Below are 26,614 nucleotides of genomic sequence, written 5' to 3'. Positions count from 1 at the left end.
CCTCAGGCACCCAGGCTCGGGTAGTCGATATAGCCTTGCGCGCCGGGGCTGTAGAAGGTCTCCTTGTGCGGCGCATTCAGCTCGGCGCCCAGGCGGAAACGCTCGGGCAGGTCCGGGTTGGCGAGGAAGGCCGCGCCGAACACCACGGCATCGGCCCGGCCATCGGCGAGCAGCGCTTCGGCGGCCTGCTGGTCGAGCCCGCCACCGATCAGGTAGCGGCCGTCGAACAGCGGACGCAACAGGGCGTGATAGTCGAGGCTGGCGCCGAACAGAGCCACGTGCAGATAGGCCAGGTCGAGCCCGCGCAACTGCTCCACCAGGTAGCGGTAGGTCTGCTGCGGGTTGGCGTCGGTGATGTCGTTGAAGTTCATTTCCGGCGAGATCTTCAGGCCGACCCGGTCACCGCCGATTTCCGCGGTGAGCGCCGCCAGTACCTCAAGGACAAAGCGCGCGCGGTTCTCCACCGAACCGCCATAGGCATCGCTGCGCTGGTTGCTGCCGGACGAGAGGAACTGTTCCGGCAGATAGCCCGAGGCGCCATGCAGCTCGACCCCGTCGAAATCGGCCTCGATGGCCAGGCGCGCGGCCTGCCGATAGCCCGCGACCACTGTGGCGATTTCTTCCAGGCTCAGCGCATGGGGGGTGACGAAGTCCTGCAGGCCGCTCGCGGTCCAGGTCTGGCCCGCCGGCTTGATCGCCGAAGGGGCCAGGGGCAGGGCGCCTTCAGGCAGCAGCGAAGGGTGAGAGATGCGCCCGCAGTGCATCAACTGCATGAAGATCTTGCCGCCGCGGGCGTGCACTGCCGCGGTGACCTGCTTCCAGGCAGCCACCTGCGCTGCGGTTTCGATCCCCGGGGTACGCACGTAGCCCTGGCCCAGGGCGGCGGGGAACACGCCCTCGGAAATGATCAGGCCGGCGCCGGCGCGCTGGGCGTAATAGGTCACCGCCAACTCGCTGGGCACCCCCGCGTCATCGGCGCGGGAACGGGTCATCGGCGCCATGACCAGGCGGTTGGACAAGCGTTGGCGACCTAGTTGGACGGGGGAAAAAAGCGAACTCATGGCGGTGCTCCTCAATTGGCGATGTGGTTATCATTGATCAATCCAGAGGCGGGATAAATCCGCCTGAATTGAAATGACTGATCCACTGATGGAGCAATCTGCGTGGAATTGCTGAACGATATGGCGCTGTTCGTCGAGGTGGTGAAGGCCCGCAGTTTCCGCCGCGCGGCGGAAGCGATGGGGATGCCGAACTCGACCTTGTCGCGGCGCATCAGCGGCCTGGAAAAGGCCATCGGCCTACGGCTGCTGCACCGCACCACCCGCAAGATCGAACTGACCGAGGCGGGGCAGCTGTACTTCGATCGCTGCAAGCGCATCGTCGAGGAGGCCCGGCTCGCCCACGAGCAGTTGGGGGAAATGCTGGCGCGACCCAGCGGCCTGTTGCGGGCGTCGCTGCCGGTGGATTTCGCCACCATCTACCTGGCGCCGCTGATCGCCGAGTTCGCCGCCCGCTACCCGGGCATCAGCTTCGATTTCGATCTGACGCCGCGCCAGGTCGACCTGATCAGCGAGCCGGTCGACCTGGTCATTCGCATGGGCGAGCCGCCCAGCTCGAACCTGATCGCGCGCAAGCTCGCCAGCCTGCCGCGCTATCTGTACGCCTCACCGGCTTATCTGGAACGCTTCGGCGAGCCGGCTCACCCGAGGGAGCTGGCGGGCCATGAATGCCTGCGCCTGCGCTCGCCCAAAACCGACAACTGGACGCTGTCACGCCCTGGCGAAACGCTGGAGGTCGAGGTGGGCGGGCGCTTCCAGCTCAACAGCGTGGGCCTGATCCGTCGCCTGGCGACGCTCGACCTGGGCATCGCCGTGCTGGCGCAAGGCATAGTCGTCGAGGAACTGGCCAACGGCAGCCTGCGCAGGGTCATGCCGCAGTGGCAGGCCAGCCCCATCCCGGTCTACGCCCTCACCGAAACCCGCCTGCTGCCGGCAAAGACCCAGCGCTTTATCGAGTTTTTGCGGGAGCGGTTGGAGGAGGGGTGATCGACTCGGGTCGTGCCTGAGCCCCTCAGGATCGATCACTGCTGGGTGGACGATAGCTCTGTCAGATAACCCATGTAGCCCTGGGAGAAGTCCAGGTAGGCCCGCACGATGGCCGATGGGTGACGATGGGACGGGTAGAGCAGATTGATTTGCTGCTCCGGCAAGGGATGGTCGGGCAGCAGCGCCAGCAGCTGGCCTTCGCGGATGGCGCGTGCCGCGAGGAAGGGCGGCAGCTCTGTCACCAGGTCACCGGCCAGCGCGCGGCTGCGCAGGTGCGCATAGTCGTTGGTGGCGAGCATGGCCCTGGGCCTGAAGGCCACATCTCCCAGTTGCCAGGTCCCCGGGCTGCCCTGGCTCCAGACGCCGCAGGGGTAAGCGTTCAGCGCCTCGACGCTGCTGGGTGGGCCCAGCCGCTCGATCAGCCCGGGACTGGCTACCAGCAGGTGGCGATAGCTCAGCAGGCGGCGGGCGACCATGGTTTCGTGGGTAATCGCGCCGACCCGCAGCGCCACATCCACACCGTCTTCGATCAGGTCGATGCGCCGCTCCGTGGTATGCACGCTGACCTCGACCTGCGGGTAGCGGCGCTGGAACGCCGACAGCACATCCCACCAGGGTTCGAACGAGGGCGGCAACGACAGCCGCAAGCGGCCCTTCAACAATGCCTGATCGCTGATCACCGCCTGTTCGCCCTCGACCAATGCCTCGATGCCGCGGCTGGCGTGTTCGTACAGGCGCGCCCCCGAGTCGGTGAGCTTGGTGCCCCGCACCGAGCGTTCGAGCAGTTGTACCTTCAGCTGTTGTTCGAGTTCACGAATGCGTCGGCTCAAGGTCGGTAGGGGAATGTCCAGGCGCTCGGCGGCAGCGGAAAGACTGCCGGTCTGCGCCACGCTGACAAACATCCGGACGGCGTTGAAGTCCATGATTATTCCTCTCATTAGTGAGAGGAAGCCTATCTGTTGTGTGGATTATCTTCCAGTTTCGATTGATGGATAGTGAAGTCACTTGCCCAGGCGGCAATGGCTTCAACCCACAACGTACTTGAGGAACTCCACCATGAAAGCTTATGTGATCGAACAGACCGGCGGCCCGGAAGTCCTGCAACTGCGGGATATCCCATCCCCCGCGCCGACGGCCGACGAAGTGCTGATCCGCGTCCGCGCCTTTGGCCTCAACCGCGCCGAAACCTATCTGCGCGCTGGCAAGATGGGCGCCATCAGCGCACCTCGGGTGCCGGGCATCGAGGCGGTAGGCGAAGTCATCCAAGACCCCTCGGGCCTGTTGCGCACTGGCCAGCGGGTGGTCACGGCCATGGGGGGCATGCAGTTCACCCGTAACGGCAGCTACGCCGAGCAGGTAACGGTGCTGCGCAACAATGTGATCGCTCTGGACGACACTTCGCTGTCCTGGGAACAACTGGCCACGCTGCCGGAAGCGTACCTCACGGTGTGGGGCGCGCTGGACAAGAGCCTGGGCATCCAGAAGGGCCAGACCTTGCTGGTACGGGGCGGCACTTCATCGGTGGGCCTGGCCGCCATCACCTATGCCAAGGCTCGTGGGTTGAAGGTCATCGCGACCACCCGCAGCTCTGAAAACAGCCAGCGCCTTTACCAGGCAGGGGCCGACGTGGTGGTGGTCGACAACGGCGATATTGCCCCGCGCATTCGCGAAATCGCGCCCGATGGGGTCGATGCCGCCCTGGAAATCGTGGGCGCGCCCACCCTGCGAGACACGCTCAAGACCCTGCGACCCTTCGGCGCGGTGAGCGTGATCGGACTGCTCGGCGGTGCCCCCATCCTGGAGCAATTCCACCTGATGCAGGACCTGCCCGCGGGCGTGCGGCTGAACTTTTTCCCGAGCGGCTTGTTCGGGACGCCGGCCTTGCCCCTGCAGGACACGCCATTGCCGTGGCTGGCCAAGGAACTCGCCGCCAAGCGCATACCGTCGATCCATACCCGAACCTTCGCCTTTGACGAAGTCCGTGAGGCCCATCGCTTGATGGAAAGCGATCGTGCACTGGGCAAGCTCGTCGTGGTGCTTTGATCTCAAGGAGAACAGCATGCGTATCCCATTGATCACACTGATGCTCGGCAGCCTGTTGCTGCCCCTGGCGGCCCAGGCTGCCAAGCCGGGCGCCGAGGCGGGGGTGACCGCGGCGGTCACCCAGCAACTCAAACGTTATGAAACGGCGCTGAACACCTCCGACCTCGACCAGGTCATGACCCTGTATGCCGGCGATGCGGTGTTCATGCCGCAGAACAGCCCGCCGGCCGTAGGCCGTGACGCGGTACGCGCGGCGTATCGGCAGGTCTTCGACCTGATCAGGCTGAACGTGCGTTTCACCATCGATGAGATCCAGCCGCTGTCACGGGACTGGGCGTTTGCCCGGACCCGTTCCAACGGCACGGTCAAGTTGCTGAAGGGCGATCAGCCTGCCAGCGCCGAAGGCAATCAGGAGGTTTTCCTGTTGCATCGAGAAAGCGATGGCCAATGGCGTTTTGCACGCTACATTTTCTCGACCACCCAGCCACGCCAGTAGATGAAGGAAGCAGTGGCGCTGTCCTGGAACGGGCTACAGATGGATCACGGTTTTCAGGCGCGCCTTCAACGGGGCGGGAGTGGAGCTTGTCATGCTCCGATCCCGCCCCTTTTAGTTACCCGCCGATTATTTACCCGCCACCAGTGCCGGAGTCCGCGGCGGAATCAGGCGTTTGCTGCCGGTGGACTCGTAGGCCGCCGCCAGGCGCAGCAGGTTCGAGTCGTCGTAGGCGCGGCCGGCGAAGGTCAGGCCGATGGGCATGCCGATGTCCGGCATGACGCCCATCGGCACGGTGACCGTGGGCACGCCCAGGTGGCGGATGGCGAGGTTGCCGTTGGCCACCCAGATGCCGTTGCTCCAGGCGATATCCGCCGACGCAGGGTCGACATCGGCATTGGCCGGGCCGACGTCGGCCACGGTCGGGAAGATCACCGCATCGAGCCCCAGTTTGTCCATCCAGTCTTCGAGGTCGAGCTTGCGGGTTTTCTCCAGGCCGCGCAGGCCGTCGGGCAGGGTGCTGATCTGATCCCAAGGGGTGATGCCGCGCTCGGCCATCTTCACGTACTCGTCCATGCCGGCGGCGAGGTCGCCTTCGCGGTTGGGCAGGGTGCCCGGGTCGTGAGGGAAAATCAGCGGGCCGTCGACGTCCACCAGGCGATTGAGTTGCGGGTCGCCGTTGGCCCGCAGGAAGTCATCGAAGGCCCAGGCGGTCAGGTCCCATAACTCATGGTGCAGGAACTCCTTGGACACCAGGCCGCGGTTGAACACCGTCGGCGCGCCGGGGCGGTCGCCCTCGCAATTGGACACCAGGGGGAAATCCACTTCGAGCACTTCGGCGCCCGCGGCTTCGAGCGCCTGGCGCGCCTGCTGCCAGAGGCCGATCACCGAAGGGCGGGTATGGATGCGTTGCCCGGTCGGGCCACCGATCCCCGGCGCCTCGCTGGTGCCAGCCTCGGGGTCGGCGTTGATGTACATGCGCGGTACGCCGAAGCGTTTGCCGGCCAGGGCGCTGCCGGTGGCGGCCAGTTCCTGATAAGACGCCGGGCGCACCGAGGCCACGCTGGGAATCGGCACCCAGGGTTGCAGGCGCCACAGATCGCCACGGGTGTCCGGGTCTTCGGCGACCACCACGTCGAGCACTTCGAGCAGGTCGGCCATGGTCCGGGCGTAGGGCACTACCACGTCCATGGTCGGGGTCAGCGGCCAGTTGCCGCGCACCGAGATCACCCCGCGCGAAGGGGTGTAGGCACACAAGCCATTGTTCGAGGCCGGGCCGCGGCCGCTGGACCAGGTTTCTTCAGCCAAACCGAAGGCGGCGAAGCTGGCGGCGGTGGCGCTACCCGCGCCGTTCGACGAACCCGAGGCGAAGGGCGCGGTGAGGTAGTCGGCGTTGTACGGGCTTTCCGCGCGGCCATAGACCCCGCGTTGCATGCCGCCGTTGGCCATGGGCGGCATATTGGTCTTGCCCAGGCAGATCGCCCCGGCGGCGCGCAGCCGTTCGATGGTGAAGGCATCGCGATAGGCGATCAGCTTGGCRAAGGCAGGGCTGCCGGAAGCCGCGGTGAGGCCCTTGACCAGATAGCTGTCCTTGGCCGTGTAGGGAATGCCATCGAGCGGCCCCAGGGTCTGGCCCTTGGCCCGGCGAGCGTCGGAGGCCTGGGCTTCCTGGAGCGCGTCGGGGTTGCGCACCACTACCGCGTTGAGGGCGGTGGGAGTGTCGGGGCCGTCGTAGGCATCGATCCTGGCGAGATAGGCCTGGACCAGTTCGACCGCCGTGGTCTGGCCGGATTCGAGCGCGGCGCGCAGTTGGGCAATGGAAACCTCGGTGACTTCGATCATGCTGTTACCGCCGACTGCTGATGGGTGATGTGGTGAAGGTTGCCATCACACTGGCGCTGGGGTTTGGGCGGCTTGGGCACATCGCTTATCTCACAATGGGTGTTCATATCGGTTCTCGTTGCGCGGCACGACGCGACTGGGGCTGGGCTACAACCTGAGCGGGGTATTTTGCACCAAGTTGCCGGCGGGGGAATCGCTAAACGCTTGGCCGTCGTTGTTGGCTGCTGATCGGCAGCTGGCGCCCGCTGTCTAGCGGTTTCCGGGTATCGGTGGTTTTTACCTCAGTCCAGGCTTAAAAAGTAAGTAGCTGTTTTAAAAACAAATTTATGCATCCTGGTCTTCACAGACGGAGAAAAAGTTGATAAATTTCCGCGCGTTCTTGCAGAGGCCCCACGGGGCTAGCAGTGAAAGCAAGCAACACCAGAGATAGGGGCGTCGCCAAGCGGTAAGGCAGCAGGTTTTGATCCTGCCATGCGTTGGTTCGAATCCAGCCGCCCCTGCCATCTCTCACCCATCCAGATACCCCTCGGCCGCCAGGCATGAGGCGAGTCCTGCCGAAACACCCATCCTTCTGTTTTATCAAACACTCCCGTAATGCCCCGGTATCCGTGTGGATGCTCAAGCGGCCCGTTTTCCTGTGCCCGGATCACCCCATCGGCTCGCCCTTGCCCGACTGCTAGCGAAAGCGCTGCGGGATGGCCTCGGCAAAGGGGTAATGGACAAAGTAGGGCCGGGCTTCGTCGATGACCCGTTGGAACGAGGGCCGCTGTATCAGCCGCTCGAAATAGGCGCTCAGGTGGCGATGGTCGTCGGCAAAGGCCACGAGCGTGCTGGCATAGAACAAGGCCGGGGCGGCGGCGCAGTCGGCCAGGCTGAAGTCCGGGCTGGCCACCCAGATCCTCGAGGCCATGCGCTGCTCGAGCATGGCGTATGCGCTCAGCAGGGCCGCGCGTTCCCGGCTCAGGTCGCCGTTGGTGCCATACAGGCGATCGGCGACTATCCGCTGCATCGGCCCCTGGACATGGCAATCGAAAAAACGGTCCCACAGCCGGACTTCCAGCGCACTGTCCCAATCCTCGGGAATCAACGGCTGCGGGCCCCTGTAAAACCGGTCCAGATACTCGATGATCACACTCGATTCCGGCACATCGCGCTGCCGGGCATGATCGCGGATGACCGGGAACTTGCCCAGCGGCCACAGGCTTTGCAGCTCGGCCCGGTCGGCGTCGTTGGCCAGATCGATGATGCGCTTTTCAAAGGCGATGCCCTGTTCGTACAGGGCGATCAGCACCTTGTGGCAGAACGACGACAGGGGATGGAAATACAGGGTCAGCGGCATTGTCCGGTTCCTCGGTGAAGTGTGGGGCGCACAACTTGCCAGCAGGGCAACCCACAGAGTATCGACCTGCCTGGGCGGCCACGCGCTGGCAGGCGACGAGCCGGGCTACAGCCCTCCTGAATATTTCACCGCCGCCGCGGCCCGCGACGGCACGTTGAGGATGCGCAGCAGCGAAGACACATGGATGCGCACGGTGAAGGGCGAGATCTCCAGGTCGCGGGCGATCTCCTTGTTGGTCTTGCCCTGGGCGATCAGGCGCAGCACCTCGAGCTGGCGCGTGGTCAGGGTGGCGCCGGTGCCCAGGGGCAGCAGGCCGGAAGGGGCGAACTTGACCAGCACCTCGCCTTCGCGAATGGCCAGGACGGCCTGGCCGATCTCGTCCGGGGCGATGTTCTTGCCGATAAAACCGTCGATGCCGGCGGCCATGACCTCGCCGATCAGCGCCTGGTCATCTACCATCGACACCACGATCAGGGTGGTGCGCGGCAGTTGCTTGCGCAACTCGGCCAACTGGCTGACGCAGGTCAGGCCTGGGAAACGCAGGTCGAGGATCAGCGTATCCAGCTCGTCGCCGGCCTGGGTCAGGGCGAGTACTGTGTCCAGGTCGCCGGCCTGTTCGATCAGCGCATCCGGCAACAGGCGCTGGACCGTGCGCAACATGCCTTCGCGAAACAGCGGGTGATCGTCGGCTATGATGATCCGACATGTCATGGGGGACCCTCCTTGGGTCGAGCTTCCTTGAGGCATGCTACTTTAGCAGCGGGCCAGGCAACTGCCTGTGGTTCGTGCTGGGTATGACGACTACCGCACAAGGATGTTCCCCATGAAGTTCGAGAAAAACACCGAACTCGACCAGGCCAACCTGCGCATCATCGTGGGCAGCTGCGCCGTGGCCTATATCGGTGTACTGGGTTTTCTGCCCGGGCAGCGGGTCGATACCTACCTGCCGATCGTGATCTATATCGTCCTGTTCCTGCTGCTGTCGATTGTCCTGCGCCAGGCCATCCTGCGCTGGCCCGGCCACTATCCGGCGCGGCGGATCCTGAGCATGGTCCACGACTACACCGGCACCTCGTTCGGCCTGGTGGTCGGCGGGGAAGCGGCGCTGCCGCTGTACGCGGTGATGGTCTGGGTCAACCTGGGCAACGGCATGCGCTTTGGCTCGCGCTACCTGGCGATTGCCACGGCCCTGGCGTTGCTGGCGCTGGTGATCGTCTATCGCCTGACGCCGCTGTGGCAGGCGCAACCCTTCATGGTGCTGATGCTGCTGATCACCAGCACGGTGATCCCGATCTACGCCCATATATTGCTGGAGCGCACGCGCAAGGCCTCGGAAGAGGCGATTGCCGCCAACCTGGAAAAGTCGCGTTTTCTCGCCCAGGCCAGCCATGACCTGCGCCAGCCGATCCACTCCATCGGCCTGTTCACCGCCTGCCTGCGCGAGGCGCGCCTGGGCGACGAGGAGCGGCGCCTGGTGGACAACATCGACCGTTCGCTGCTCAACGTCTCCCAGCTGTTTCGCTCGATTCTCGACCTCTACACCCTGGACAACGGGCGGGTGCAACCCAGTTTCCAGACCCTGCACCTGGGGGAATTCCTCGCCGACCAGGTGCGGCAGAACGCCGAGGCCGCGCGCTGGGCCGGGGTCGAGCTGCGCCTGCGCCCCTGTGCGCACTGGGTCCGGGCGGACCCGGCGCTGCTCGCCACCATGGTCCAGAACGTGCTGTCCAACTGCTTCAAATACGCGGCCCAGCGCCCGGTGCTGATTGGCGTGCGCAAGCGCGGCGCGGGGCTGGCCATCGTCATCTATGACCGGGGCCGGGGGATTGCCGAGGAACACCTGCCGAACCTGTTCGAGGAGTTCTATCGGGTACGCGAGCTAAGGGACAAGGACGTCGAAGGCGTGGGCCTGGGCTTGTCCATCGTCAAGCGCCTGGGGCAGTTGACGGGGCTCGAAGTGGCGATCCGTTCGCGGCTTGGCCACGGCACTGCGGTGAGTCTGTACGGGTTGCCCTTGGCGCCACCGCAGTTGCAAGTGGGCAGCTTCGACGAGGCGCGGCAGGCGGGGCTGCTGACCGGTTTGAAGGTGTGCCTGGTGGAGGATGATCGCAATGTGCTGCTGGCCACTTCGGCTTTGCTCGAGCGCTGGGGCTGTGTGGTCCAGGCCGAGCTTTGCGGCCGGGACCTGGTCAGCGACTGCGACGTCATCGTCGCCGACTATGACCTGGGCAACCACGCCACGGGCATCGAATGCATCGACGACCTGCGCCGGCAACGGGGCTGGGCGGTGCCGGCGCTGATCCTCACCGGGCATGAGGTCGAGAAGATCCAGGCCGCATTGCACGACCGCAATATCGCCATCCTGTCCAAGCCGGTGCGGCCGGCCGAACTGCGCGGCAGCTTGCGTGCGCTGCGCCAGCATGCTGTGCCGGCGGCTATGCCTGAGGTGTGACTGGGCGGTTCAGCGAGCCGCGGCCACTCCCCGCACTAAGGCAAGGGGAGCGACTCGGTGTTGTTCGAATCGCTTCACTCCCCGCAGACTTCCCGCACGCAGTCGCGCAACCAGCGATGCGCCGGGTCGCTGTTCATTCGCGGGTGCCAGAGCATGGATACGGTGATTTCCGGTGTGGCCACCGGCAGGGCGAAGCTGTGCAGGCCGCTGCGCAGGTTGTGGGTGTGGCGCTCGGGGACGGCGGCGATCAGGTCCGAGGCGCGAACCAGGGCCAGGGCGGCGAAGAAGCCGCCAACGACGGTGGCGATATCGCGTGCCAGGCCCGCTGCCTGCAACGCGTCGTCCACCAGCCCGCGGTCGAGGCCCTGGCGCGATACCAGCACATGCTCGCCGGCGGCGTAACGGGCGGCGCTGATCGGGCCGCTGCTCAGCGGATGGCCGGTGCGCACCACGCCGATAAAACGATCGCGGAACAGCGCGCGGGTGTGGATTTCCGGGCTGGCGTTGGCGTCCACCACACCGGTGTCGAGGTCGACTGTGCCGTCGCGCAGGGGCGTGCTGTCCTTGCTGGTTTTCTGCATGAAATGCAGGCGTACCCCAGGGGCTTCGGCGCGCAGGCGGGCGACCAGGGCCGGGCCGAAGTTCTCGACGAAACCGTCGCTGCTGCGCAGGGTGAAGCTGCGCACCAGGCGCTGCAGGTCGAGCCGTTCGACGGGGCGCAGCATGGCTTCGGCATCCTGTACCAGGTGGCCGACCCGCTCGCGCAACTCCAGGGCGCGCGGGGTCGGCACCAGGCCGCGGCCGGCGCGCACCAGCAGCGGGTCGCCGGTGGTTTCGCGCAGGCGCGCCAGGGCCCGGCTCATCGCCGACGGACTCAGCCGCAGACGCTGGGCGGCGCGGGCCACGCTGCCTTCGGCGAGCAGCACGTCGAGGGTGATCAGCAGATTGAGATCGGGTGTGGACATGGCGGCGGCCCCGTAAAGTGATATGGCGTCAGATGCACGAATAACCTGCAAAGGCTGCGCCTTCCGCCATGTTAGACCGCGGGCTAGATTGGCGACAGCGCCGTTTCGCGCGGGTCAGAGGGGGAGTGCAGAGTGAAGCCAGTCAGTACCGGAACAGAACCACAGGGAGTGTCAGTCGGCTGGGCGCTGGCCAGCCTGTCGCTGTCGATGTTGCTGGCGTCCCTGGGCACCAGCATCGCCAACGTGGGGCTGCCGACCCTGGTGCAGGCGTTCGGGGCGAGCTTCCAGCAGGTGCAGTGGGTGGTCCTTGCCTACCTGCTGGCGATGACCGCACTGATCGTCAGCGTCGGCCGGCTCGGCGATCTGTTGGGACGGCGGCGCCTGCTGCTGGTGGGGATCCTGCTGTTCACCCTGGCCTCCATGCTCTGTGCTGCCGCTCCGACGCTGGGGATGCTGATCGCGGCCCGGGCGCTACAGGGCGTCGGCGCGGCAATCATGATGGCGCTGACCCTGGCCCTGGTCGGCGAGACGGTCAGCAAGGCCCGTACCGGCAGCGCTATGGGCCTGCTGGGCACGATGTCGGCGATCGGCACCGCCCTCGGCCCGTCCCTGGGCGGGGTGTTGATCGCCGGGTTCGGCTGGCAGGCGCTGTTCCTGGTCTGCGTGCCGTTGGGCGGGCTGACCTGGGCGCTGGCTTATCGCTATCTGCCGGCCGCTGGTCAGGCGCGGGCCATTGAACGGGGTGCTTTCGATCCGCTGGGCACCTTGCTGCTGGCCCTCACATTGCTGGCCTACGGGCTGGCCATGACCCTGGGCCGCGGCCATTTCGGCCTGCTCAACGCTGGGCTGCTGTTGGCGGCGCTGCTGGCGGCCGGCCTGTTTGTCTGGGTGGAGGCGCGGGTGGCCGCGCCGCTGATACGCCTGGCGCTGTTTCGCGATGCGGCCTTGAGCGGCAGCCTGGCCATGAGCGCGCTGGTTTCGACGGTGATGATGGCGACGCTGGTGGTCGGGCCTTTTTACCTGGCCCACGGGCTCGGGCTGGAAACCTTTGCGGTGGGGTTGGCGATGTCGCTCGGCCCCTGTGTCACCGCGCTGAGCGGCGTACCCGCCGGACGTATCGCCGATCGGTTTGGCGTGCGGCCCATGATCCTCGCCGGCCTCGGCGCCATGGCCCTTGGCTGCCTGATGCTGGCGTTGCTGCCAACGAGCCTGGGCATCGGCGGCTACCTGGCGCCCATCGTTATCACCACCCTGGGTTATGCAACGTTCCAGACCGCCAACAACACCGCGGTGATGAGTGACGTGAGGGCGGAGCAGCGCGGAGTGATCTCCGGCCTGCTCAACCTGTCGCGCAACCTCGGGCTGATCACCGGCGCCTCGCTGATGGGCGCGGTGTTCGCCGCGGTGGCCGGTGACCTCACCACGGCAAGCGCCGAGGCTGTCGCCAGCGGCATGCATTTCACCTTTGCCCTGGCCGCGGGGCTGGTGGTCATGGCCTTGTCTATTGCACTGGCCAGCCAGCTGCATGGGCGGCGGGCGGTGGATTCGGCGGCTTAGCCCGGAGACCGCATCAGCAAAAGCCTGACGAGCGCAAACGCCTTCTGTAGGAGCGAGGCTTGCCCGCGATAACAGACTNTGGTTCGACGCAAGAGTTGCGCTGCATGGGATGGCCCTATCGCGGGCAAGCCTCGCTCCTACAGAGATGTGGTGGGGAATGGCCGCGATTGCGTGGGACAATCGCGGGCCGTTTCTTGCCCGATGGTTTTACTGGGCGCTCTCGACGTTCACCGCGTCGTTGTTTGCGCCTTTCCTCATGGTGCCGTTGGTGGTCGGGCAATTGGGTTTGTAGCTGCCGACAATGCTGTAGTTGCGCTCCAGGTCGTCGTTCTGGCAGCGCTCGCGCCGGGCGTAACCCAGGTTGATCGGGTCGTAGCGGGCCTCGGGTTCGCGCAAGGGATGAGGTGCCTTCAACCGGGGGATATCCATCCTCAGAAACACACTGGCATGGACCTTGTCCCGTTCCACCGGTTTGCGGCGAATCAGCCCGGCTTCCTTGTAGGCGGAACTGATCACGTATTTGGCATCGTGGAATTCATCATGCAGCGGACCGCCGATGCACTCGGCCGGCCAGCTCGTGCTGTTGGCGAATAGGCCGTCGCTCTCGAGGTTTTTCAGCATCCAGCGCAGCGGGATGGTTTCCAGCCCCTGGCCGCCCTTGGCATAAGGGTTTTCACCGCACTTGGCGGTATCCGGGTCATTGAGGTAACCGCCCCCCACATCGGCATGGGCGCCGGCAAACCACACCTCTTCCAGTACCTGTGCCTTCGATTGCGGCAGGCCGAAGCGCAACAGACGGAACGAGGCCCGCTGTTCATCCAGGGACATGGCGTGGTAGCCGCGCTCGGCATACAGCTCCAGGCGGTGTTCGTCGGGCTCTTCCTTCAGGTTGGTGCCCACCGCCGGTACTGTGTCGAATACCCCGATGACTTTGACCACGACTTTCTTTTCGTCCTTTCCATTAAAACCATCACCGTAGACATGGATGTCATTGGCTTTTCGATATTGCGCCAGAAGGTCTCGCAGCTTGTCGTCGAAGCCAGGCACGCCATCGTTCCTCGACTTGTAGATGTCGTACATGTCCTCGACCACATCGTGCATATGGCCGGTCCAGCCCCACAGGAGGCTGTTGTCCCAGTCATCGGCTTTCAGATTGCTGGGCAGGCCGGCGACTTCGATAAACCCGTTCAACGAACGAGCGGTAAAGGCACCCCGGCTGAACCCGAAGATATAGATCTCGTCGCCGGGCCGGTAAGCCTCGATCAGAAAACGGTAGGCCTGGCGGATATTCAGGCTGACCCCGCTGCCGAACAGGGCGCCGAAGGGGGTGGTAATGCTGGTGGCCACGCCTTTGTCGTAATAGGGAATGACCCTGGCCCCGCTATTGGCCTGTTCGAGCGCCTGGTTATACATGCGCCAGATATTGGTGTTGTCCTTTTTGGTGTTTTCGGTGCCATCGAGCAGCACCACCAGTTTTCTGGGGCCTTGGTCGCTGTACAGGCACTTGTTGATCAGTTGCCAGCGTTTGCGGACTTTGCGATAGCCATCTTCGATGCCCTCGGCGGCTTTGGCGTCGTAATCCTTACAGTCGGGTGTCGTTGCTGCTTGGGGGGATATTCGAGCTTTTGCCAGTAGCTTGTGGTCCAGGGTTTGTGTGGTTTGCAGGTTGATCGCGCTGTGCTGTGAAGTGGAACAGGCTGACAGGAGGGCGAGGCTCAATAGAAGGGCAATGCGCATATCGAAGGTCTCCGTGACCAGATACGGACTATGGCGTGGCGATACCCGCAGCCACCGAGGCAGGGAGAGCGCTCCAATGGCTGCTTCAGTGACACTAGTCGAAGGTATTCAAAATGCCATCATTGGGCAGGGGCCAGATTTGACAGGGCGAAGCCAGGGCAGGTGAGGAATCAGCCCGCGCTTTCCCCCGCCAGCAACGCGCTGTAGGCCCGCAACCGCTGCACGAACTCACTCACCGAACCCTGGGGCACATAGGCCTGCTTGAGGAAGAACCCGGCGTATTCGGCCATCCCCGGTTCGGCTGCCGACAGCAGTTGCGCATGCTCCTCCAGGCTGGTCGGCCAGCCGCGTTCCTGTTCGCCGCGCAGCAGGTTGGCCGAGCGCAGCGCCTTGCGCGCCGCGGCCCGTTGCAGGCGTTGTTGCAGCAAAGGTTCGCGGCTTTGTTCCAGCTGTTGCGCGTAGCCTTCCAGCACCTGCGGGAAGTCGCCATTCAGCGCCAGGGCGATGGTCCGGCTCGGGCGAAAGGGCTCGAAGCGCAGCCCCAGGTCATTGCCCCAGATGCAGCGGCACTGATGCTTGAGCCAGAAACCCCAGCGGTAGCGATTGTCGGGCGCCAGCACCTCGCTGAGCACGCCGATATCGAAATCGATCTTCGACACTTCCGGGTGCCGCGCTTCCAGCTCTTGCCGAGTCTCCTCCAGCCGCTGGCGCTCCTCGGGGCTCGGCGCCCAGGCCAGCACCAGGGTCACATCCAGGTCGGAGGTGCCCGGCCGCGCATCGCCACGGGCCACGCTGCCGTACAGGTACAGGCCGTCGAGCAGCGCCGGAAAACGCCGCGAGAGCATGGCGCACAGCTCATCCACCAGAGGGCTGAACGCCGGTTGCAACGGTTGGTCGGGCAGGGACTGGATAAAACCTTCGGCGTCGACGCCTGGGTACTGCGACATGGTGATCTCTATGGGGCGCTGGCGATGAAAACAGCCCGGGCCAGGCGGGCGGTTGGCAGACAGTCTGGCTGACTTCAGGGATCGCGCAAGCCGGCGCGGTTCAGGCCACTGCTATCACGAGTCGAGGGTCGCCAGATCGTTACCCAGTGGCATCGGCGACTCGCCGCTGATGGCGCACAGCAATGCGCTGATGGTTTCCCCCTCGACCGTGCCGCGTTCTTGCAGCAGGTCCGCCACTGCGCCGACCGCCGGCCAGTAGCGATGCACCAGGCAACTGGCGCGGGCCATGGCCCGGGATTCGGCATCGAGCAGCTTGCGCGGTGGCAGCAGGCTGATCAACTCGTGACCGCGGCTCAGGTCGCCGCGGCCGCTGCCCCTGATCAGCCTGTCGGATCGGCCATGGCGGTAGATCGCTTCGGCCACCGGGCCGGCAAAGCAATGCAGCAGGTCGCGCTCGATGGCCTCGATCATCGACGGCAGGTATTCGGCGATCCCCGGAGCATCGAAGGCGGGGCGCGGGACCAGGTAATCGGCCTCCACCAAGCCTTCTACATAATGCGCGGTGCCACGCAGATCGAGCATCGGACCAGCGGCCGCTTCAGCCCTGGTGCGCACGCTGATACGGGCGATCGGCTGACCGTTCCACCAGAAGGCCAGGGCGTGGCCGGCTTCGTGGATGGCCGTGCCACGCGGGCGCTGGTTCATGCTCTTCTCCCGTGCTGGGCAGGCTTGGGGCGTGGTGAAAACGCGCCAGGGGCCGGAAAGCAGGCGACCCCGCAGGCGCTGTCCCTATCATTGGCTTCATCTGCGCAGGCCGGATAAAAGCTTGTTCCTATCAACAAGCAATAGTCCGCCTATTAGCGATCCGCCACAGAGGGTCTAGCCTTAGTTCAGCGCCGGCGTCAGCCGGCCGGATGAGACCTGATCAAGAGATAACGAAGAACGAGTCAGAAGCGTACTGGGCTTACCGTGGGCCACCGTCCTGGCAACTTGCTTGCCACTCTCCAGCAGCCTGTGGCCACAACCATCAGTTGAGCGAACTGTGAGCCCTGCAACCTATGTCATTGCTTTCGCCTGTCGCTATTCAGCGCCCGCCCGGGCCGGATAGCTGGATGAATACGACCAAAGGTAGCTCCTCATGGCAAACGAATCGAAATGCCCGTTCAACCACGCCGCCGGCGGTGGTGTCACCAACCGCGACTGGTGGCCGAACCAACTGAACCTGAAGATCCTGCACCAGCACTCGTCCCTGTCCGACCCCATGGGCGCGGACTTCAACTACGCCGAAGCTTTCAAAAGCCTGGATTTCCAGGCCCTGAAACAAGACCTGAATGCGCTGATGACCGACTCCCAGGACTGGTGGCCCGCCGACTTCGGCCACTATGGGCCGCTGTTCATCCGCATGGCCTGGCACAGCGCCGGCACCTACCGCACCGGTGACGGGCGTGGCGGCGCCGGTTCCGGCCAGCAGCGTTTCGCGCCGCTCAACAGCTGGCCGGACAACGTCAGCCTGGACAAGGCACGGCGCCTGCTGTGGCCGATCAAGCAGAAGTACGGCCGCAACATCTCCTGGGCCGACCTGATCGTCCTCGCCGGCAACGTCGCCCTGGAATCCATGGGCTTCAAGACCTTCGGTTTTTCCGGCGGTCGCCCGGACGCCTGGGAGCCGGATGAAGATGTCTACTGGGGCGCCGAAAGCACCTGGCTGGGGGGCGACACACGCTATGGCAAAGGGCCGGGAGCCCCCGCCGCCGAGCCGGGGCGCAACCTGGAGAACCCGCTGGCCGCGGTGCAGATGGGCCTGATCTATGTGAACCCGGAAGGCCCCGAAGGCAACCCGGACCCGGTCGCGGCGGCGGTGGACATCCGCGAAACCTTCGCCCGCATGGCGATGAACGACGAAGAAACCGTGGCCCTGATCGCTGGCGGCCACGCCTTCGGCAAGACCCACGGCGCCGGGCCCGCCAGCAATGTCGGCGCCGAGCCCGAAGCCGCCGGCCTGGAGCTGCAGGGCCTGGGCTGGAAAAGCACCTTCGGCAGCGGCAAGGGCGCCGACGCCATCACCAGCGGCCTGGAAGTGACCTGGACCACCACGCCCACCCGCTGGAGCAACAACTACCTGGAGAACCTGTTCGGCTATGAGTGGGAGCTGACCAAGAGCCCGGCGGGGGCGCACCAGTGGACGCCGAAGAACGGCGCGGGCGCCGGCACCGTCCCGGATGCCCACGACCCGTCCAAGCGGCGCAATCCGACCATGCTGACCACCGACCTGTCGCTGCGCTTCGACCCGATCTACGAACCGATCTCGCGGCGCTTCCTGGCGAACCCCAACCAGTTGGCCGACGCCTTCGCCCGCGCCTGGTACAAGCTGATCCACCGCGACATGGGCCCGCTTTCGCGCTATCTGGGTCCGGAAATGCCCAACGAGGAACTGCTGTGGCAGGACCCGGTCCCCGCGGTCGACCACCCCCTGGTCAACCACGGCGACGTCGCCACCCTCAAGAGCAAGCTGCTGGCCTCGGGCCTGTCGGTGTCCCAGCTGGTATCGACCGCCTGGGCGGCGGCCTCCAGCTTCCGTGGCTCCGACAAACGCGGCGGCGCCAATGGCGGGCGCCTGCGCCTGGCCCCGCAAAAAGACTGGGCGGCCAACCAGCCAACGCAACTGGCGACGGTGCTGCAAACCCTGGAAGACATTCAGCGCGACTTCAACAGCGCGCAAACCGGCGGCAAGAAAATCTCCCTGGCCGACCTGATCGTGCTGGCCGGCAGTGCCGGCATCGAACTGGCGGCGAAAAACGCCGGGCTCACTATCAGCGTGCCGTTCACCCCGGGCCGCACGGATGCGAGTCAGGAACAGACGGACGTCCAGTCCTTCGCTCACCTCGAACCCATCGCCGATGGCTTCCGTAACTACCTCAAGGGCCACTACCGCGTACCCGCCGAGGCTCTGCTGGTGGACAAGGCGCAACTGCTGACCCTCACCGCACCGGAAATGACCGCGCTGATCGGCGGCCTGCGCGTGCTCGACATCAACGTCGGCCACACCCCCCACGGCGTCTTCACCATGCGCCCGGGGGCGCTGAGCAACGACTTCTTCGTCAACCTGCTGGACATGGGCGTGGAATGGAAACCGCTGTCCGACGCCCAGCAAGAGTTCGAAGCCCGCGACCGCAAGACCGGCCAGGTCAAATGGACCGGCACCCGCGTCGACCTGGTCTTCGGCTCCAACGCCCAACTGCGGGCATTGGCCGAGGTCTATGCCAGCGCGGATGCGCAGGAGCAATTTGTGAAGGACTTTGTCGCGGCCTGGGTCAAGGTGATGAATCTGGATAGGTTTGATTTGAGGTGAGGGGGCTTTTGAGGTCTGAAAGGAAGAGCCCTCGACCTGAGTGTTCGGGTTGGGGGTTGGAGTAGAAGGCCTTATTTGCTGCTGAGTGTTTCTGTAAATCCGTAACGCCTCCCTGTTGGGAGGCGTTTTTTTGCTTGAGTGGAGTGACGAAATATCGGCTTTTTCCCCGCTTGCAGTCCTGTGTTCGCCGGGCGATCGAGGCGTAATTGACCTTACTGTCGACAAAGTCATCGGAGAGAGCCGCTCACATGGCTTAGGATCACCGAAGGCTGCAATGGACCCTCTCGACCAACAGGAAGCGACATTTATGGAAACTCCCTTTTCTCAAGTCAGCGAGCGTTTGAACAATCGTCGATTTATCGTCGCGAACAACGCCCAAGGCTTATCCGGCACAGGCACGGTATTTCATTACCAGGTCGAGGAAGATGCCATTTTCAGCACTTACCAAGGCGGGCGGATCCGCATGGGCAATCAAGTCGGGCGCGCGACAGGCCCCAATACCATCGAGCTGCTTTATCAGTGCTTGACCACGGAAGGCGAGCTGCTTGCCGGCTGGTCGCGTGGCACGGTGGGTGTTGATCAAGCAGGACGTACCACGCTGTCTTTCGTATGGGGCTGGTTGTCGGGCGCGACGGGAGGAGGGGAGTCGAACTACGTCGAGTTCATCGCGTAGTCGTCGATTCGCCAAAGGTCAGTGCTTACTTCACCTTGGTGGTGACCCACGCATCGTGGACGGCCATTTCCAGAGCATGGGAGTAATGCTGGAAGGAATGAGGTTTTATGGCGGATCCCTCTCGCGCAATGGGTATTGGCTGATAGGGCGCTCCGGTGTCTGCAGGGGAGTGGTAGGGGGGGCGTTGGATGGTTGGGGCCTGGACATAAACAGCGACGCTTTAGCGGTTGTCTCACCCTGAGCACAAACCTAGTCTGCCTCTGTCCCTGCAAAAGCAGCGACCGGGCCTGAGAACCCGATTAGATGCAGGCGCACAATATGGGAGCTTCAACCATGTACGCCCGTAATTCATCTGGATATTGCCGCTTTTCGTCTCGGCTGCCTCTACTCAAAAACACCTGCTGCCTGACAGTCGCGGGAGGTGACCTATGAGCACTCAGGCCTCCGTCAAAACCCTGGGTTTCGTCACCTTCGGTCAATGCACCGACCCCGAACAAACCCTGTTCCGCGTTAACGCCGACGTCCCCTTGAAACAAGCCCTGGAGCACGCCTCGACCCTGCTGTACTACGCCAAGAAGCTCGCCCTGGATGCCGCCATGGAAGAGCGGGGCGAGCGCTACGCTTGGGCTTCGCATTTTTTGGTGGAGATGGGGAAGGCGGTGATTGATGATGTTTGTTTGGGGTTGGGGGAGGGGCGATGATTTGATTTTGAGTTAAGGTTTTATGGTGTGAACTATGTAAAAAACGCCGCTTATCGTTGGGGGGGATGAGTGGCGTTTTTTATTCTGTGGGATACCGCTTTCGGCCAGATACAGACCTACTGCACTAGCTTTGGATGAGAGACCTTCCGTCTAGGCTGCCCAAGTAGTCTGAAATCTCTGGATAAAAAAGCGTCTTGCTGGCAGTGATCATGAATACAAACATTGCGAATGCTCTGATGTGACAGACGCCACCCTCAGTTGGTCGAAAGAGTTGATGCTTTAGATTAATACCCGCCAGACTAGAATAAGGAAGAAAGCCACCTTCGGAGGCGTACGCTAAAACACCATCATCAATACTCAATATGAGATTGTGTTTATGTCTATGCTCAATCGAAGAGTCATACATTGCATCGATCTCAGTCTCGAGGTTTGAGATGTCAAAATCGAGCTTCTGGCATATAAGAATCGAGGGAACAAGATCGTTAGGATTGTTGAGTGGATCGAATGGTCCCGGCGTACCTTTGCGAATGATCGTTGGATGAGAAATTCGCTCACTGAGAATCTTGATTTTCGCTAACTTATTCAGTGCGTCAGCAAACTGCGACTTGCCAAGCGTCGATTTAACTTCACCTATACAGAAAATTGATTCAATTGGGAAAAATCTTTGGCGGTCACCCTCTACATATAAGGGGGTCATGCTCGAGTCGAAGATTACGATATCACACTGGGTGCTCACGTCATTCATGCTTGTAATTACAAAGCCAGTGGATAAATCCAGGCTGCGCGGCACCACAAATTTTAGAAAGTCACGCACAATTGCTTCACGAAAGGTACCGTACTCACCTGTATGGCGAAGCCGTTTGGTGATTTGATCATAGAATACTTCTGTCGAGACACTCGAGAAAGCAGACTTAAAGATATCAATCCTTTCTTTTAGGAGAGCGTTAAATACTTCACTTGCCATCTAAGTTCCCTTTTTCTTCAGTATTGATCTGAACTCACTATACTGAGACTTGAGCTCTCTAATGGTCAACTGGACCGACAGTGCCCTGCTGCCTAAGGTCCGCTTTGGGGCGGAAGCAGCGATTCCTGAAAGGTTTCTTTTAACTAAAACAATTAAGTTCTGCCCAGCGATCTATCTCGTAGACCACCTTTGGAAGCAACTGGATCAGCCTTTCGAAAAGGACTAGCTTGATTCAGACCCTCTTGGGTTCTTGGTTGTAATGGCTACCGTAGTTGCAGAGGTGCCTGCTAGATAAAAGAAGATTTCACAGCCAAGAGCGACAACACCCCGTGGTGCCATCTGGCGACCAGAGCCTCCAACCCACCAAGCCTACCCAACCCCCGAACTATAATTAATAAGCACCCCCATTTGCCCGGCGAGTACCACCACGTCCATCCACAACCCACCACGCTCACCCGCCAGGCAGAGGGCAGTCCAACCAATGGGACGGGACGCCCAACTGATTACGCGAGAGGGGCCCGCCATGAAACTTCATTCCTTCCAGCATTACTCCCATGGTCTGGAAATGGCCGTTCACGATGCCTGGATCACCACCAAGGTGAAGTCGGCCCTGGCCTTTGCCGAACCGACCCGCGGCCTGCATATCAATGTCAAAACCCATGCGGGCATGGTCACCTTGAGTGGCCGGCTTATCACCCACAAGCAGTGTGAGCAGGCCGTCAGCCTGACCCGCGCGGTGCATGGCGTCGTCGATATCGAGGCCAGCGACTTGCAGACCCATATGTTCACGCCGGGCAGCCTGCCTGAAGCGCCCAACGCCGAAGAGAGCAGCGAATACCCTTCGCAGTCGTCGACGAAGAGGGACGACAAATGATGAAGGCGATCGCTTGAGCGTCGCGCCGGGAAGCCAGGGCGGCGCAGGGTTCGAGAACCCTTTCGACAGGGCCTCGGGAGGATCATCAGCACCTTAAAAGCCCCACTCCAGCCGGGTGGGGCTTTTTCTCATGCGCGAAGTTGGGCTGTATCCGGCCTGTTGCAACGCGCGGGCAATCCCGACGAAGCCTTTAGTCCATCGCAGCCAGCATCAAATCCAGATTCTCCACCGCCGCCCCCGCCGCGCCTTTGCCCAGGTTGTCGAACACCGCCGCCAACAGCACCTGACCCTCACCCTCGAACACCATCAAGCGCATACCATCCGTATCGTTCAGCGCCCGTGGATCAAGGCCCGTGAGTTCTTGTGCATGCCGAATCGACATCACCTGCACACAACCGCTCCCGGCGTAATGCTGCTCCAGGCAGGCATGGATACGGGCGGCATCGACACCCGGGGCAAGCAGGTGCAATTGCAGGGGAATGGTCAGCACGATGCCCTGGCGAAAGGCACCGTAGGCCGGGACGAACAGCGGGCGTTCACTGAGGCCGCTGTGTTGCTGGATCTCCGGCACATGTTTGTGAGCCAGGCCCAGGCCGTAGATCTGGAAAGGGGCGGCTTTGGACGCATTCGGCCCTTCGTGTGCTTCGACCGCGGCGCGGCCGCCGCCGGAGTAGCCGGAGATCGCGTTGATGCTGATCGGGTAGTCCTGCGGCAGCAGTCCGGCTTGCAGCAAAGGGCGCAGCAGGCCGATGGCGCCGGTGGGGTAGCAGCCGGGGTTGCTCACCCGTTTGGCGCTGGCGATGCGTTGTGCCTGTTGCGGGTGCATTTGCGCAAAGCCGTAGGTCCAGTGGGGGTGGGTGCGGTGCGCCGAGCTGGCGTCGATCACCCGCACGGCCGGGTTGCGGATGCTGGCGACGGCATCGCGGGCAGCGTCGTCGGGCAGGCAGAGCAGGGCGATGTCGCAGGCGTTGATGGCTTCGGCGCGCCGCTGCGGGTCTTTGCGCTGGTCGGCGGCGAGGGTCAGCAGGTGCAGGTCGCTGCGGCCGCGCAGGCGCTGGTGGATCTGCAACCCGGTGGTGCCCTGGTCGCCGTCGATAAATACGAGGGGTGTGCTCATGCTGTGTGCTCGCAAGCCGGAAAAGTTGGGCAAATCTTCCGGCCGAAGCTGAAATAGAGAAAGTTGAATTTAATAACGCTAAGATTCAGTTTTTCTGAATCTGGAGCGACCCATGCGCGAAATCAGCCTCGACCGGCTGCGCACCCTGGTGGCGATTGTCGACCTCGGTTCCTTTGCCGAAGCGGCCCGCGCGCTGAACCTGGCGCCGCCCACGGTCAGCCTGCATATCGCCGACCTGGAGGCGCGGGTAGGCGGCTCGCTGTTATCGCGCACCCGCGGCCGGGTGCAGCCCTCGGCCATTGGCGAAACCCTGGTGGAGCGGGCGCGGCGGTTGTTGGCCGATGCCGAGCAGGCGCTGGAGGATGTGCAGCGCCAGGTCCTGGGCCTGGCCGGCCGGGTGCGCCTCGGGGCGTCCACCGGCGCCATCGCCCAGTTGCTGCCCCAGGCCCTGGAGATTCTTGGCCAGCGGCACCCGGGCATTGATCTGCAGGTGGCGGTGCTGACTTCCCAGGAGAGCTTGAAGAAACTCGCCGAAGGTTCGCTGGATATCGGCCTGGTGGCCTTGCCGCAAACCCCGGTCAAGGGCTTGCGCATCGAGCCCTGGCGCAAGGACCCGGTCATGGCCTTCCTGCCGTCCCGCTGGCAATGTCCCGACCCAGTGACCCCGCAGTGGCTCGCTACCCAGCCCCTGATCCTCAACGACCACAGCACCCGGCTGTCGCGCCTGACCTCGGAGTGGTTCGCCCTGGGCGGGCAGCAGCCCACGGCGCGCATCCAGCTCAACTATAACGACGCGATCAAGAGCCTGGTGGCCGCCGGTTATGGCGCCACCTTGCTGCCCCACGAAGCCGCCACGCCGCTGCCCGACACACGGATCGCCATGCGCCCGTTGCAGCCGCCGCTATGGCGACAGCTGGGCATTGCCCATAGAGCCGGGGACGTGGAGCGCTCGACCCAGCATGTGCTGGAGGTGTTGTGGGGGTTGAGCGCCGATTGACGACCGAGCGTCCTAGCCCAGCAGATGCTTGGAGATCTACTTGGAGATTTCCACCATCGAGGTCTTGCCGGTGAACTCGAACTTCACCCTGCCCAGCGACGAAAAGTAGATCTCCAGTTCGGAGTCCAGGTCGAAGGTGCCGGAGGTTTCCACCGAGTAGGCAACGATGTTTTTGTAGGGCAGGGAGGTGAAGTCCTTTTTGCTGCCAGTGATGCCCTGCACGTTGATCGCGATGATGCGCTTGTTGGTAAACACCACACCGTCGCGCATGGCCTTATAGGCGTCGATCACCTGCTCGCCTTCCAGCAACAGGTCGCTGACCCGCTCGGCGTATTCGTCGTTTTGCTTGAGCTTGAAGAAGCCTTTGTTGTTGAAGTCGATCATGGGGGGAGTCCTCATTCTTGAAGCGATATTCCAGGTTTTTGCTGGCTGTTAAGGCGTGTCGAACCCGGCTCAGGTTCCATCGGCTCCAATGCAAAGCGTATGGCCTTTGCGGTGGGTCCGCCGCTTGGGTATTGGTGGCACAGCGCTATACCAAGAGTTTGCTGGCAGCAGATACCCGTTAAGGCGATGTCTCTGATGGCCTTCGGATTATTCTGATTGATTTTTAGCCGGAATTAATAATTCATGAGGCGGCCACTATTTTTGAGTACACATGATTTTATTTTCATGTGGCATCACTGGTGAAGACTAATTGTTGGGAGCTAAAAGGGTGAAACGGATTTTAGCGGTATTGCTTTTGACCGCAGGCAATATAGGCAGCGCTGCTTATGCTGGGGTTGATGTTGCAGCGGCCCGGCAGTCGTTGAAGAATTATGGTCTTGGCTATTGCATCGTTAATCAGTTTAAAGATGAGTCCGATGTGAAGAGCGATATCGAGTCGGCTATTGGCGCCTATTCCTTCATGGGAAGTGGTATGCACAGCATTCTTCAGAATGAAGATACCTTGGAGACGCGGCATAACCCTTATGACGCGACAACGGATTTTGTATCTTCCATGTATGAGAAAACCCAGGCCAGTAGCAAATACACGGATAAGAAAGTCGTGTTTTATGCCTGTCTCGATATCTATAACTCCAAGGCGTTCGACGAATTTATCAAGACGCAGGACCCATACATTACACAATGATGGGTAAAGAGCTGGCCGAGCGCGATATCCAATATCGCGCTCGCTGCCCAGCCTTAAAACAACTTCCAGCTATAACTCAGCAACAACCGGTTCTCATTGATATCGGTCCGATAGTTCGACCTCGCCACCACGTTACGCACCTTGATCCCCAGTCCGCCCAACGGCCCGGACTGGATCACGTAACCGATATCCAGATCGCGCTCCCAGTCCTTGCCCTCAAAGCCCTTGCCGGTGTCGACGTTGTCGCCGCGGATGTAGCGCACAGTGCTGGTCAGGCCGGGGAGGCCGCTGGCGGCGAAGTCGTAGTCGTAGCGCAGCTGCCAGGAGCGTTCGTCGGTGTAGGCGAACTCGTAGGTGGGTACTTCGTTGCCCAGCGGGGTGATGTTGGCGAAGACCCGGGGAAAGGCGCTGTCGCCGAACATGCCCTGGTAGCCGACATAGAAGGTATGGCCGCCGCGTTTGGCCGACAGCAGCGAGAAGAAGGCCTGGTTGTCGATGGCGCCGAGCAGCTGTTTGCCGTCTTCTTCGCTGTTGTAGTAGCCGAGGTTGGCGCCGAGTGTCCAGTCGCCCAGCGGCTGGCTGTGCTTCAGGCCGAGGAAGCGCTGGTGGTAGATGTCCTCCAGTTGACCGTACCAGGCACTGACGCTGGTGCGTTTGTCGTTGAAGGCGTAGTCGGCGCCGGCGTAGTTGAAGGCGTCGCTGCTGACTGCGCGTTTCGGCACGTGGCCGAGCATGGCTTGCAGTTTGCCGTCGCCGGATTCGTTGCGCAGGCTGGTGGAGCGCAGGCGGCCGCCTTGCAGGGTCAGGCCGTCGATGTCGTTCGAGACGATGCTCGCGCCCTGGTAGGACGGCGGCAGCAGGCGGATATCGCTGAAGCTCAGTACCGGCAGGTTGGGTTGCAGTTCGCCGATGCGCAACTCGCTTTTCGCTAGGCGCAGTTTCAGCGCCAGGCCGAGGCGGCTGTAGTCGTCGGCGGCTTCGCCGTCCTCCTGTACCGGCAGCAGGCCGCTGTTGACCCGGCCCTTGCCGCTGTCGAGCTTGAGCCCCAGGGTGCCGATGGCATCCAGGCCCACGCCTAGGGTGCCGGGGGTGTAGCCGGACTTGAAGTTGAGGATAAAACCCTGGGCCCATTCCTGGGCCATGGACTGCTCGGTGCCGCGGATATCCGAATAGTCGCGGCTGAAGAAGTAGTTGCGGGCCTGGAGGGTGGCGGTGGCGTCCTTGATAAAACCACCTTCTTCGGCCAGCAGCGGCTGGGGCGCGCTCAGGCACACCGAGCTGGCGCCCAGCACGGCGAGGGTCTTTGCAGGTTTCATTGCTTTTACTCTTATTGTTATGGAAAGCAGTTCACTGTGCGCAGGCTAGGGGCGGGTATGGGGCGGGCACTATC

Annotated in this window: 24 protein-coding genes, 1 tRNA gene and 1 pseudogene; 12 read left to right on the top strand and 14 right to left on the bottom strand. The window is 62.9% G+C overall.

Annotated elements, in window-relative coordinates; translation table 11 throughout:
* Positions 1 to 2: 2 nt before the first annotated feature.
* Positions 3 to 1,061 (bottom strand): alkene reductase, encoded by a 1,059-nt coding sequence (locus ACTJKT_RS10265; protein ID WP_440787001.1) that lies wholly within the window; start codon positions 1,059 to 1,061, stop codon positions 3 to 5.
* Positions 1,062 to 1,163: 102 nt separating this feature from the next.
* On the opposite strand from ACTJKT_RS10265, the gene ACTJKT_RS10260 reads away from it, so the two are divergent.
* Positions 1,164 to 2,045: a LysR family transcriptional regulator gene (locus tag ACTJKT_RS10260; protein WP_440787000.1), complete on the top strand. Its 882-nt coding sequence runs from the start codon at positions 1,164 to 1,166 to the stop codon at positions 2,043 to 2,045.
* 35 nt (positions 2,046 to 2,080) lie between these two features.
* On the opposite strand, the gene ACTJKT_RS10255 is transcribed toward ACTJKT_RS10260, so the two are convergent.
* Positions 2,081 to 2,968 carry a LysR family transcriptional regulator gene (locus ACTJKT_RS10255; protein ID WP_440786999.1) on the bottom strand — a complete coding sequence of 296 codons (888 nt, stop codon included), beginning with the start codon at positions 2,966 to 2,968 and terminating at the stop codon, positions 2,081 to 2,083.
* 133 nt (positions 2,969 to 3,101) lie between these two features.
* Between ACTJKT_RS10255 and ACTJKT_RS10250 the strand changes: the two genes are divergently transcribed.
* A complete protein-coding gene (locus ACTJKT_RS10250; RefSeq protein WP_440786998.1) occupies positions 3,102 to 4,088 on the top strand; it encodes a zinc-binding alcohol dehydrogenase family protein in 987 nt (328 codons plus the stop codon).
* Between the two features lie 16 nt (positions 4,089 to 4,104).
* Positions 4,105 to 4,584, top strand: a complete 480-nt coding sequence (locus tag ACTJKT_RS10245; RefSeq protein ID WP_102678008.1) for a YybH family protein — start codon at positions 4,105 to 4,107, stop codon at positions 4,582 to 4,584.
* 126 nt (positions 4,585 to 4,710) lie between these two features.
* Here ACTJKT_RS10245 and ACTJKT_RS10240 read toward each other — a convergent pair whose 3' ends face one another.
* Positions 4,711 to 6,423 (bottom strand): amidase, encoded by a 1,713-nt coding sequence (locus tag ACTJKT_RS10240; protein ID WP_440786997.1) that lies wholly within the window; start codon positions 6,421 to 6,423, stop codon positions 4,711 to 4,713.
* A gap of 428 nt (positions 6,424 to 6,851) precedes the next feature.
* On the opposite strand from ACTJKT_RS10240, the gene ACTJKT_RS10235 reads away from it, so the two are divergent.
* Positions 6,852 to 6,926: transfer RNA gene (locus tag ACTJKT_RS10235), tRNA-Gln, on the top strand.
* A 173-nt stretch (positions 6,927 to 7,099) separates the two neighbouring features.
* Here ACTJKT_RS10235 and ACTJKT_RS10230 read toward each other — a convergent pair.
* Complete coding sequence (locus ACTJKT_RS10230; RefSeq protein WP_440786996.1) at positions 7,100 to 7,762, bottom strand: glutathione S-transferase family protein; 663 nt, start codon at positions 7,760 to 7,762, stop codon at positions 7,100 to 7,102.
* 105 nt (positions 7,763 to 7,867) lie between these two features.
* Entirely contained in the window at positions 7,868 to 8,473 is a 606-nt protein-coding gene (locus tag ACTJKT_RS10225) for a LuxR C-terminal-related transcriptional regulator (protein ID WP_440786995.1), read from the bottom strand.
* 112 nt (positions 8,474 to 8,585) lie between these two features.
* Between ACTJKT_RS10225 and ACTJKT_RS10220 the strand changes: the two genes are divergently transcribed.
* Positions 8,586 to 10,214 carry an ATP-binding response regulator gene (locus tag ACTJKT_RS10220; RefSeq protein WP_440786994.1) on the top strand — a complete coding sequence of 543 codons (1,629 nt, stop codon included), beginning with the start codon at positions 8,586 to 8,588 and terminating at the stop codon, positions 10,212 to 10,214.
* A gap of 74 nt (positions 10,215 to 10,288) precedes the next feature.
* Here the strand turns inward: ACTJKT_RS10220 and ACTJKT_RS10215 are convergent, their stop codons facing one another.
* Positions 10,289 to 11,179, bottom strand: a complete 891-nt coding sequence (locus ACTJKT_RS10215; RefSeq protein ID WP_440786993.1) for a LysR family transcriptional regulator — start codon at positions 11,177 to 11,179, stop codon at positions 10,289 to 10,291.
* Between the two features lie 132 nt (positions 11,180 to 11,311).
* Here ACTJKT_RS10215 and ACTJKT_RS10210 point away from each other — a divergent pair, with 132 nt between their 5' ends.
* On the top strand, positions 11,312 to 12,736 hold the full coding sequence (locus tag ACTJKT_RS10210) for an MFS transporter (protein ID WP_440786992.1): 1,425 nt from the start codon (positions 11,312 to 11,314) through the stop codon (positions 12,734 to 12,736).
* A gap of 207 nt (positions 12,737 to 12,943) precedes the next feature.
* Here the strand turns inward: ACTJKT_RS10210 and ACTJKT_RS10205 are convergent, their stop codons facing one another.
* The 3 genes from ACTJKT_RS10205 to ACTJKT_RS10195 all read right to left on the bottom strand — a co-directional run bounded on the left by ACTJKT_RS10205 (position 12,944) and on the right by ACTJKT_RS10195 (position 16,125).
* Positions 12,944 to 14,473 (bottom strand): phospholipase effector Tle1 domain-containing protein, encoded by a 1,530-nt coding sequence (locus tag ACTJKT_RS10205; protein ID WP_440786991.1) that lies wholly within the window; start codon positions 14,471 to 14,473, stop codon positions 12,944 to 12,946.
* 170 nt (positions 14,474 to 14,643) lie between these two features.
* Entirely contained in the window at positions 14,644 to 15,420 is a 777-nt protein-coding gene (locus ACTJKT_RS10200) for a nucleotidyltransferase domain-containing protein (protein WP_440786990.1), read from the bottom strand.
* A gap of 114 nt (positions 15,421 to 15,534) precedes the next feature.
* Positions 15,535 to 16,125, bottom strand: coding sequence for a hypothetical protein (locus tag ACTJKT_RS10195; RefSeq protein WP_440786989.1), 591 nt, complete (start codon positions 16,123 to 16,125; stop codon positions 15,535 to 15,537).
* 433 nt (positions 16,126 to 16,558) lie between these two features.
* Here ACTJKT_RS10195 and katG point away from each other — a divergent pair, with 433 nt between their 5' ends.
* Positions 16,559 to 18,769: a catalase/peroxidase HPI gene (gene katG, locus ACTJKT_RS10190; protein WP_440786988.1), complete on the top strand. Its 2,211-nt coding sequence runs from the start codon at positions 16,559 to 16,561 to the stop codon at positions 18,767 to 18,769.
* 307 nt (positions 18,770 to 19,076) lie between these two features.
* Complete coding sequence (locus ACTJKT_RS10185) at positions 19,077 to 19,442, top strand: hypothetical protein (protein WP_440786987.1); 366 nt, start codon at positions 19,077 to 19,079, stop codon at positions 19,440 to 19,442.
* Between the two features lie 28 nt (positions 19,443 to 19,470).
* Here ACTJKT_RS10185 and ACTJKT_RS10180 read toward each other — a convergent pair.
* Positions 19,471 to 19,551 (bottom strand): annotated as a pseudogene (locus ACTJKT_RS10180) (BON domain-containing protein); the annotation flags it as partial.
* 319 nt (positions 19,552 to 19,870) lie between these two features.
* Between ACTJKT_RS10180 and ACTJKT_RS10175 the strand changes: the two are divergent.
* On the top strand, positions 19,871 to 20,143 hold the full coding sequence (locus ACTJKT_RS10175) for a DUF3077 domain-containing protein (RefSeq protein ID WP_440786986.1): 273 nt from the start codon (positions 19,871 to 19,873) through the stop codon (positions 20,141 to 20,143).
* Between the two features lie 124 nt (positions 20,144 to 20,267).
* On the opposite strand, the gene ACTJKT_RS10170 is transcribed toward ACTJKT_RS10175, so the two are convergent.
* Positions 20,268 to 21,107, bottom strand: a complete 840-nt coding sequence (locus tag ACTJKT_RS10170) for a DUF6602 domain-containing protein (RefSeq protein ID WP_440786985.1) — start codon at positions 21,105 to 21,107, stop codon at positions 20,268 to 20,270.
* A 523-nt stretch (positions 21,108 to 21,630) separates the two neighbouring features.
* Here ACTJKT_RS10170 and ACTJKT_RS10165 point away from each other — a divergent pair.
* On the top strand, positions 21,631 to 21,981 hold the full coding sequence (locus tag ACTJKT_RS10165) for a BON domain-containing protein (RefSeq protein ID WP_097304382.1): 351 nt from the start codon (positions 21,631 to 21,633) through the stop codon (positions 21,979 to 21,981).
* A 190-nt stretch (positions 21,982 to 22,171) separates the two neighbouring features.
* Here the strand turns inward: ACTJKT_RS10165 and argC are convergent, their stop codons facing one another.
* The gene (gene argC / locus ACTJKT_RS10160) at positions 22,172 to 23,098 is read right to left on the bottom strand and encodes an N-acetyl-gamma-glutamyl-phosphate reductase (protein ID WP_440786984.1); all 927 of its coding nucleotides are present in this window, start codon (positions 23,096 to 23,098) and stop codon (positions 22,172 to 22,174) included.
* A 112-nt stretch (positions 23,099 to 23,210) separates the two neighbouring features.
* Here argC and ACTJKT_RS10155 point away from each other — a divergent pair, with 112 nt between their 5' ends.
* On the top strand, positions 23,211 to 24,095 hold the full coding sequence (locus tag ACTJKT_RS10155) for a LysR family transcriptional regulator (protein ID WP_440786983.1): 885 nt from the start codon (positions 23,211 to 23,213) through the stop codon (positions 24,093 to 24,095).
* Between the two features lie 36 nt (positions 24,096 to 24,131).
* Here the strand turns inward: ACTJKT_RS10155 and ACTJKT_RS10150 are convergent, their stop codons facing one another.
* Positions 24,132 to 24,479, bottom strand: a complete 348-nt coding sequence (locus ACTJKT_RS10150) for a PH domain-containing protein (protein WP_440786982.1) — start codon at positions 24,477 to 24,479, stop codon at positions 24,132 to 24,134.
* A gap of 328 nt (positions 24,480 to 24,807) precedes the next feature.
* Here ACTJKT_RS10150 and ACTJKT_RS10145 point away from each other — a divergent pair, with 328 nt between their 5' ends.
* The gene (locus ACTJKT_RS10145; protein WP_440786981.1) at positions 24,808 to 25,224 is read left to right on the top strand and encodes a hypothetical protein; all 417 of its coding nucleotides are present in this window, start codon (positions 24,808 to 24,810) and stop codon (positions 25,222 to 25,224) included.
* 53 nt (positions 25,225 to 25,277) lie between these two features.
* Here ACTJKT_RS10145 and ACTJKT_RS10140 read toward each other — a convergent pair whose 3' ends face one another.
* Positions 25,278 to 26,540, bottom strand: a complete 1,263-nt coding sequence (locus ACTJKT_RS10140) for an OprD family porin (RefSeq protein ID WP_440786980.1) — start codon at positions 26,538 to 26,540, stop codon at positions 25,278 to 25,280.
* Positions 26,541 to 26,614 lie beyond the last annotated feature (74 nt).

The organism is Pseudomonas sp. 22526 (assembly GCF_052044735.1).
GTDB classification, from domain to species: domain Bacteria; phylum Pseudomonadota; class Gammaproteobacteria; order Pseudomonadales; family Pseudomonadaceae; genus Aquipseudomonas; species Aquipseudomonas piscium.
Note: the sequence above shows the minus strand (reverse complement) of the source record. Positions and strands in the feature narration are given on the sequence as shown.

Coding starts and splice junctions, on each gene's coding strand:
- ACTJKT_RS10265 (WP_440787001.1), bottom strand. CDS start 1,061: ATGAGTTCGCTTTTTTCCCCCGTCCAACTAGGTCGCCAACGCTTGTCC.
- ACTJKT_RS10255 (WP_440786999.1), bottom strand. CDS start 2,968: ATGGACTTCAACGCCGTCCGGATGTTTGTCAGCGTGGCGCAGACCGGC.
- ACTJKT_RS10250 (WP_440786998.1), top strand. CDS start 3,102: ATGAAAGCTTATGTGATCGAACAGACCGGCGGCCCGGAAGTCCTGCAA.
- ACTJKT_RS10245 (WP_102678008.1), top strand. CDS start 4,105: ATGCGTATCCCATTGATCACACTGATGCTCGGCAGCCTGTTGCTGCCC.
- ACTJKT_RS10230 (WP_440786996.1), bottom strand. CDS start 7,762: ATGCCGCTGACCCTGTATTTCCATCCCCTGTCGTCGTTCTGCCACAAG.
- ACTJKT_RS10225 (WP_440786995.1), bottom strand. CDS start 8,473: ATGACATGTCGGATCATCATAGCCGACGATCACCCGCTGTTTCGCGAA.
- ACTJKT_RS10220 (WP_440786994.1), top strand. CDS start 8,586: ATGAAGTTCGAGAAAAACACCGAACTCGACCAGGCCAACCTGCGCATC.
- ACTJKT_RS10215 (WP_440786993.1), bottom strand. CDS start 11,179: ATGTCCACACCCGATCTCAATCTGCTGATCACCCTCGACGTGCTGCTC.
- ACTJKT_RS10205 (WP_440786991.1), bottom strand. CDS start 14,473: ATGCGCATTGCCCTTCTATTGAGCCTCGCCCTCCTGTCAGCCTGTTCC.
- ACTJKT_RS10200 (WP_440786990.1), bottom strand. CDS start 15,420: ATGTCGCAGTACCCAGGCGTCGACGCCGAAGGTTTTATCCAGTCCCTG.
- ACTJKT_RS10195 (WP_440786989.1), bottom strand. CDS start 16,125: ATGAACCAGCGCCCGCGTGGCACGGCCATCCACGAAGCCGGCCACGCC.
- katG (WP_440786988.1), top strand. CDS start 16,559: ATGGCAAACGAATCGAAATGCCCGTTCAACCACGCCGCCGGCGGTGGT.
- ACTJKT_RS10185 (WP_440786987.1), top strand. CDS start 19,077: ATGGAAACTCCCTTTTCTCAAGTCAGCGAGCGTTTGAACAATCGTCGA.
- ACTJKT_RS10175 (WP_440786986.1), top strand. CDS start 19,871: ATGAGCACTCAGGCCTCCGTCAAAACCCTGGGTTTCGTCACCTTCGGT.
- ACTJKT_RS10170 (WP_440786985.1), bottom strand. CDS start 21,107: ATGGCAAGTGAAGTATTTAACGCTCTCCTAAAAGAAAGGATTGATATC.
- ACTJKT_RS10165 (WP_097304382.1), top strand. CDS start 21,631: ATGAAACTTCATTCCTTCCAGCATTACTCCCATGGTCTGGAAATGGCC.
- argC (WP_440786984.1), bottom strand. CDS start 23,098: ATGAGCACACCCCTCGTATTTATCGACGGCGACCAGGGCACCACCGGG.
- ACTJKT_RS10155 (WP_440786983.1), top strand. CDS start 23,211: ATGCGCGAAATCAGCCTCGACCGGCTGCGCACCCTGGTGGCGATTGTC.
- ACTJKT_RS10150 (WP_440786982.1), bottom strand. CDS start 24,479: ATGATCGACTTCAACAACAAAGGCTTCTTCAAGCTCAAGCAAAACGAC.
- ACTJKT_RS10140 (WP_440786980.1), bottom strand. CDS start 26,540: ATGAAACCTGCAAAGACCCTCGCCGTGCTGGGCGCCAGCTCGGTGTGC.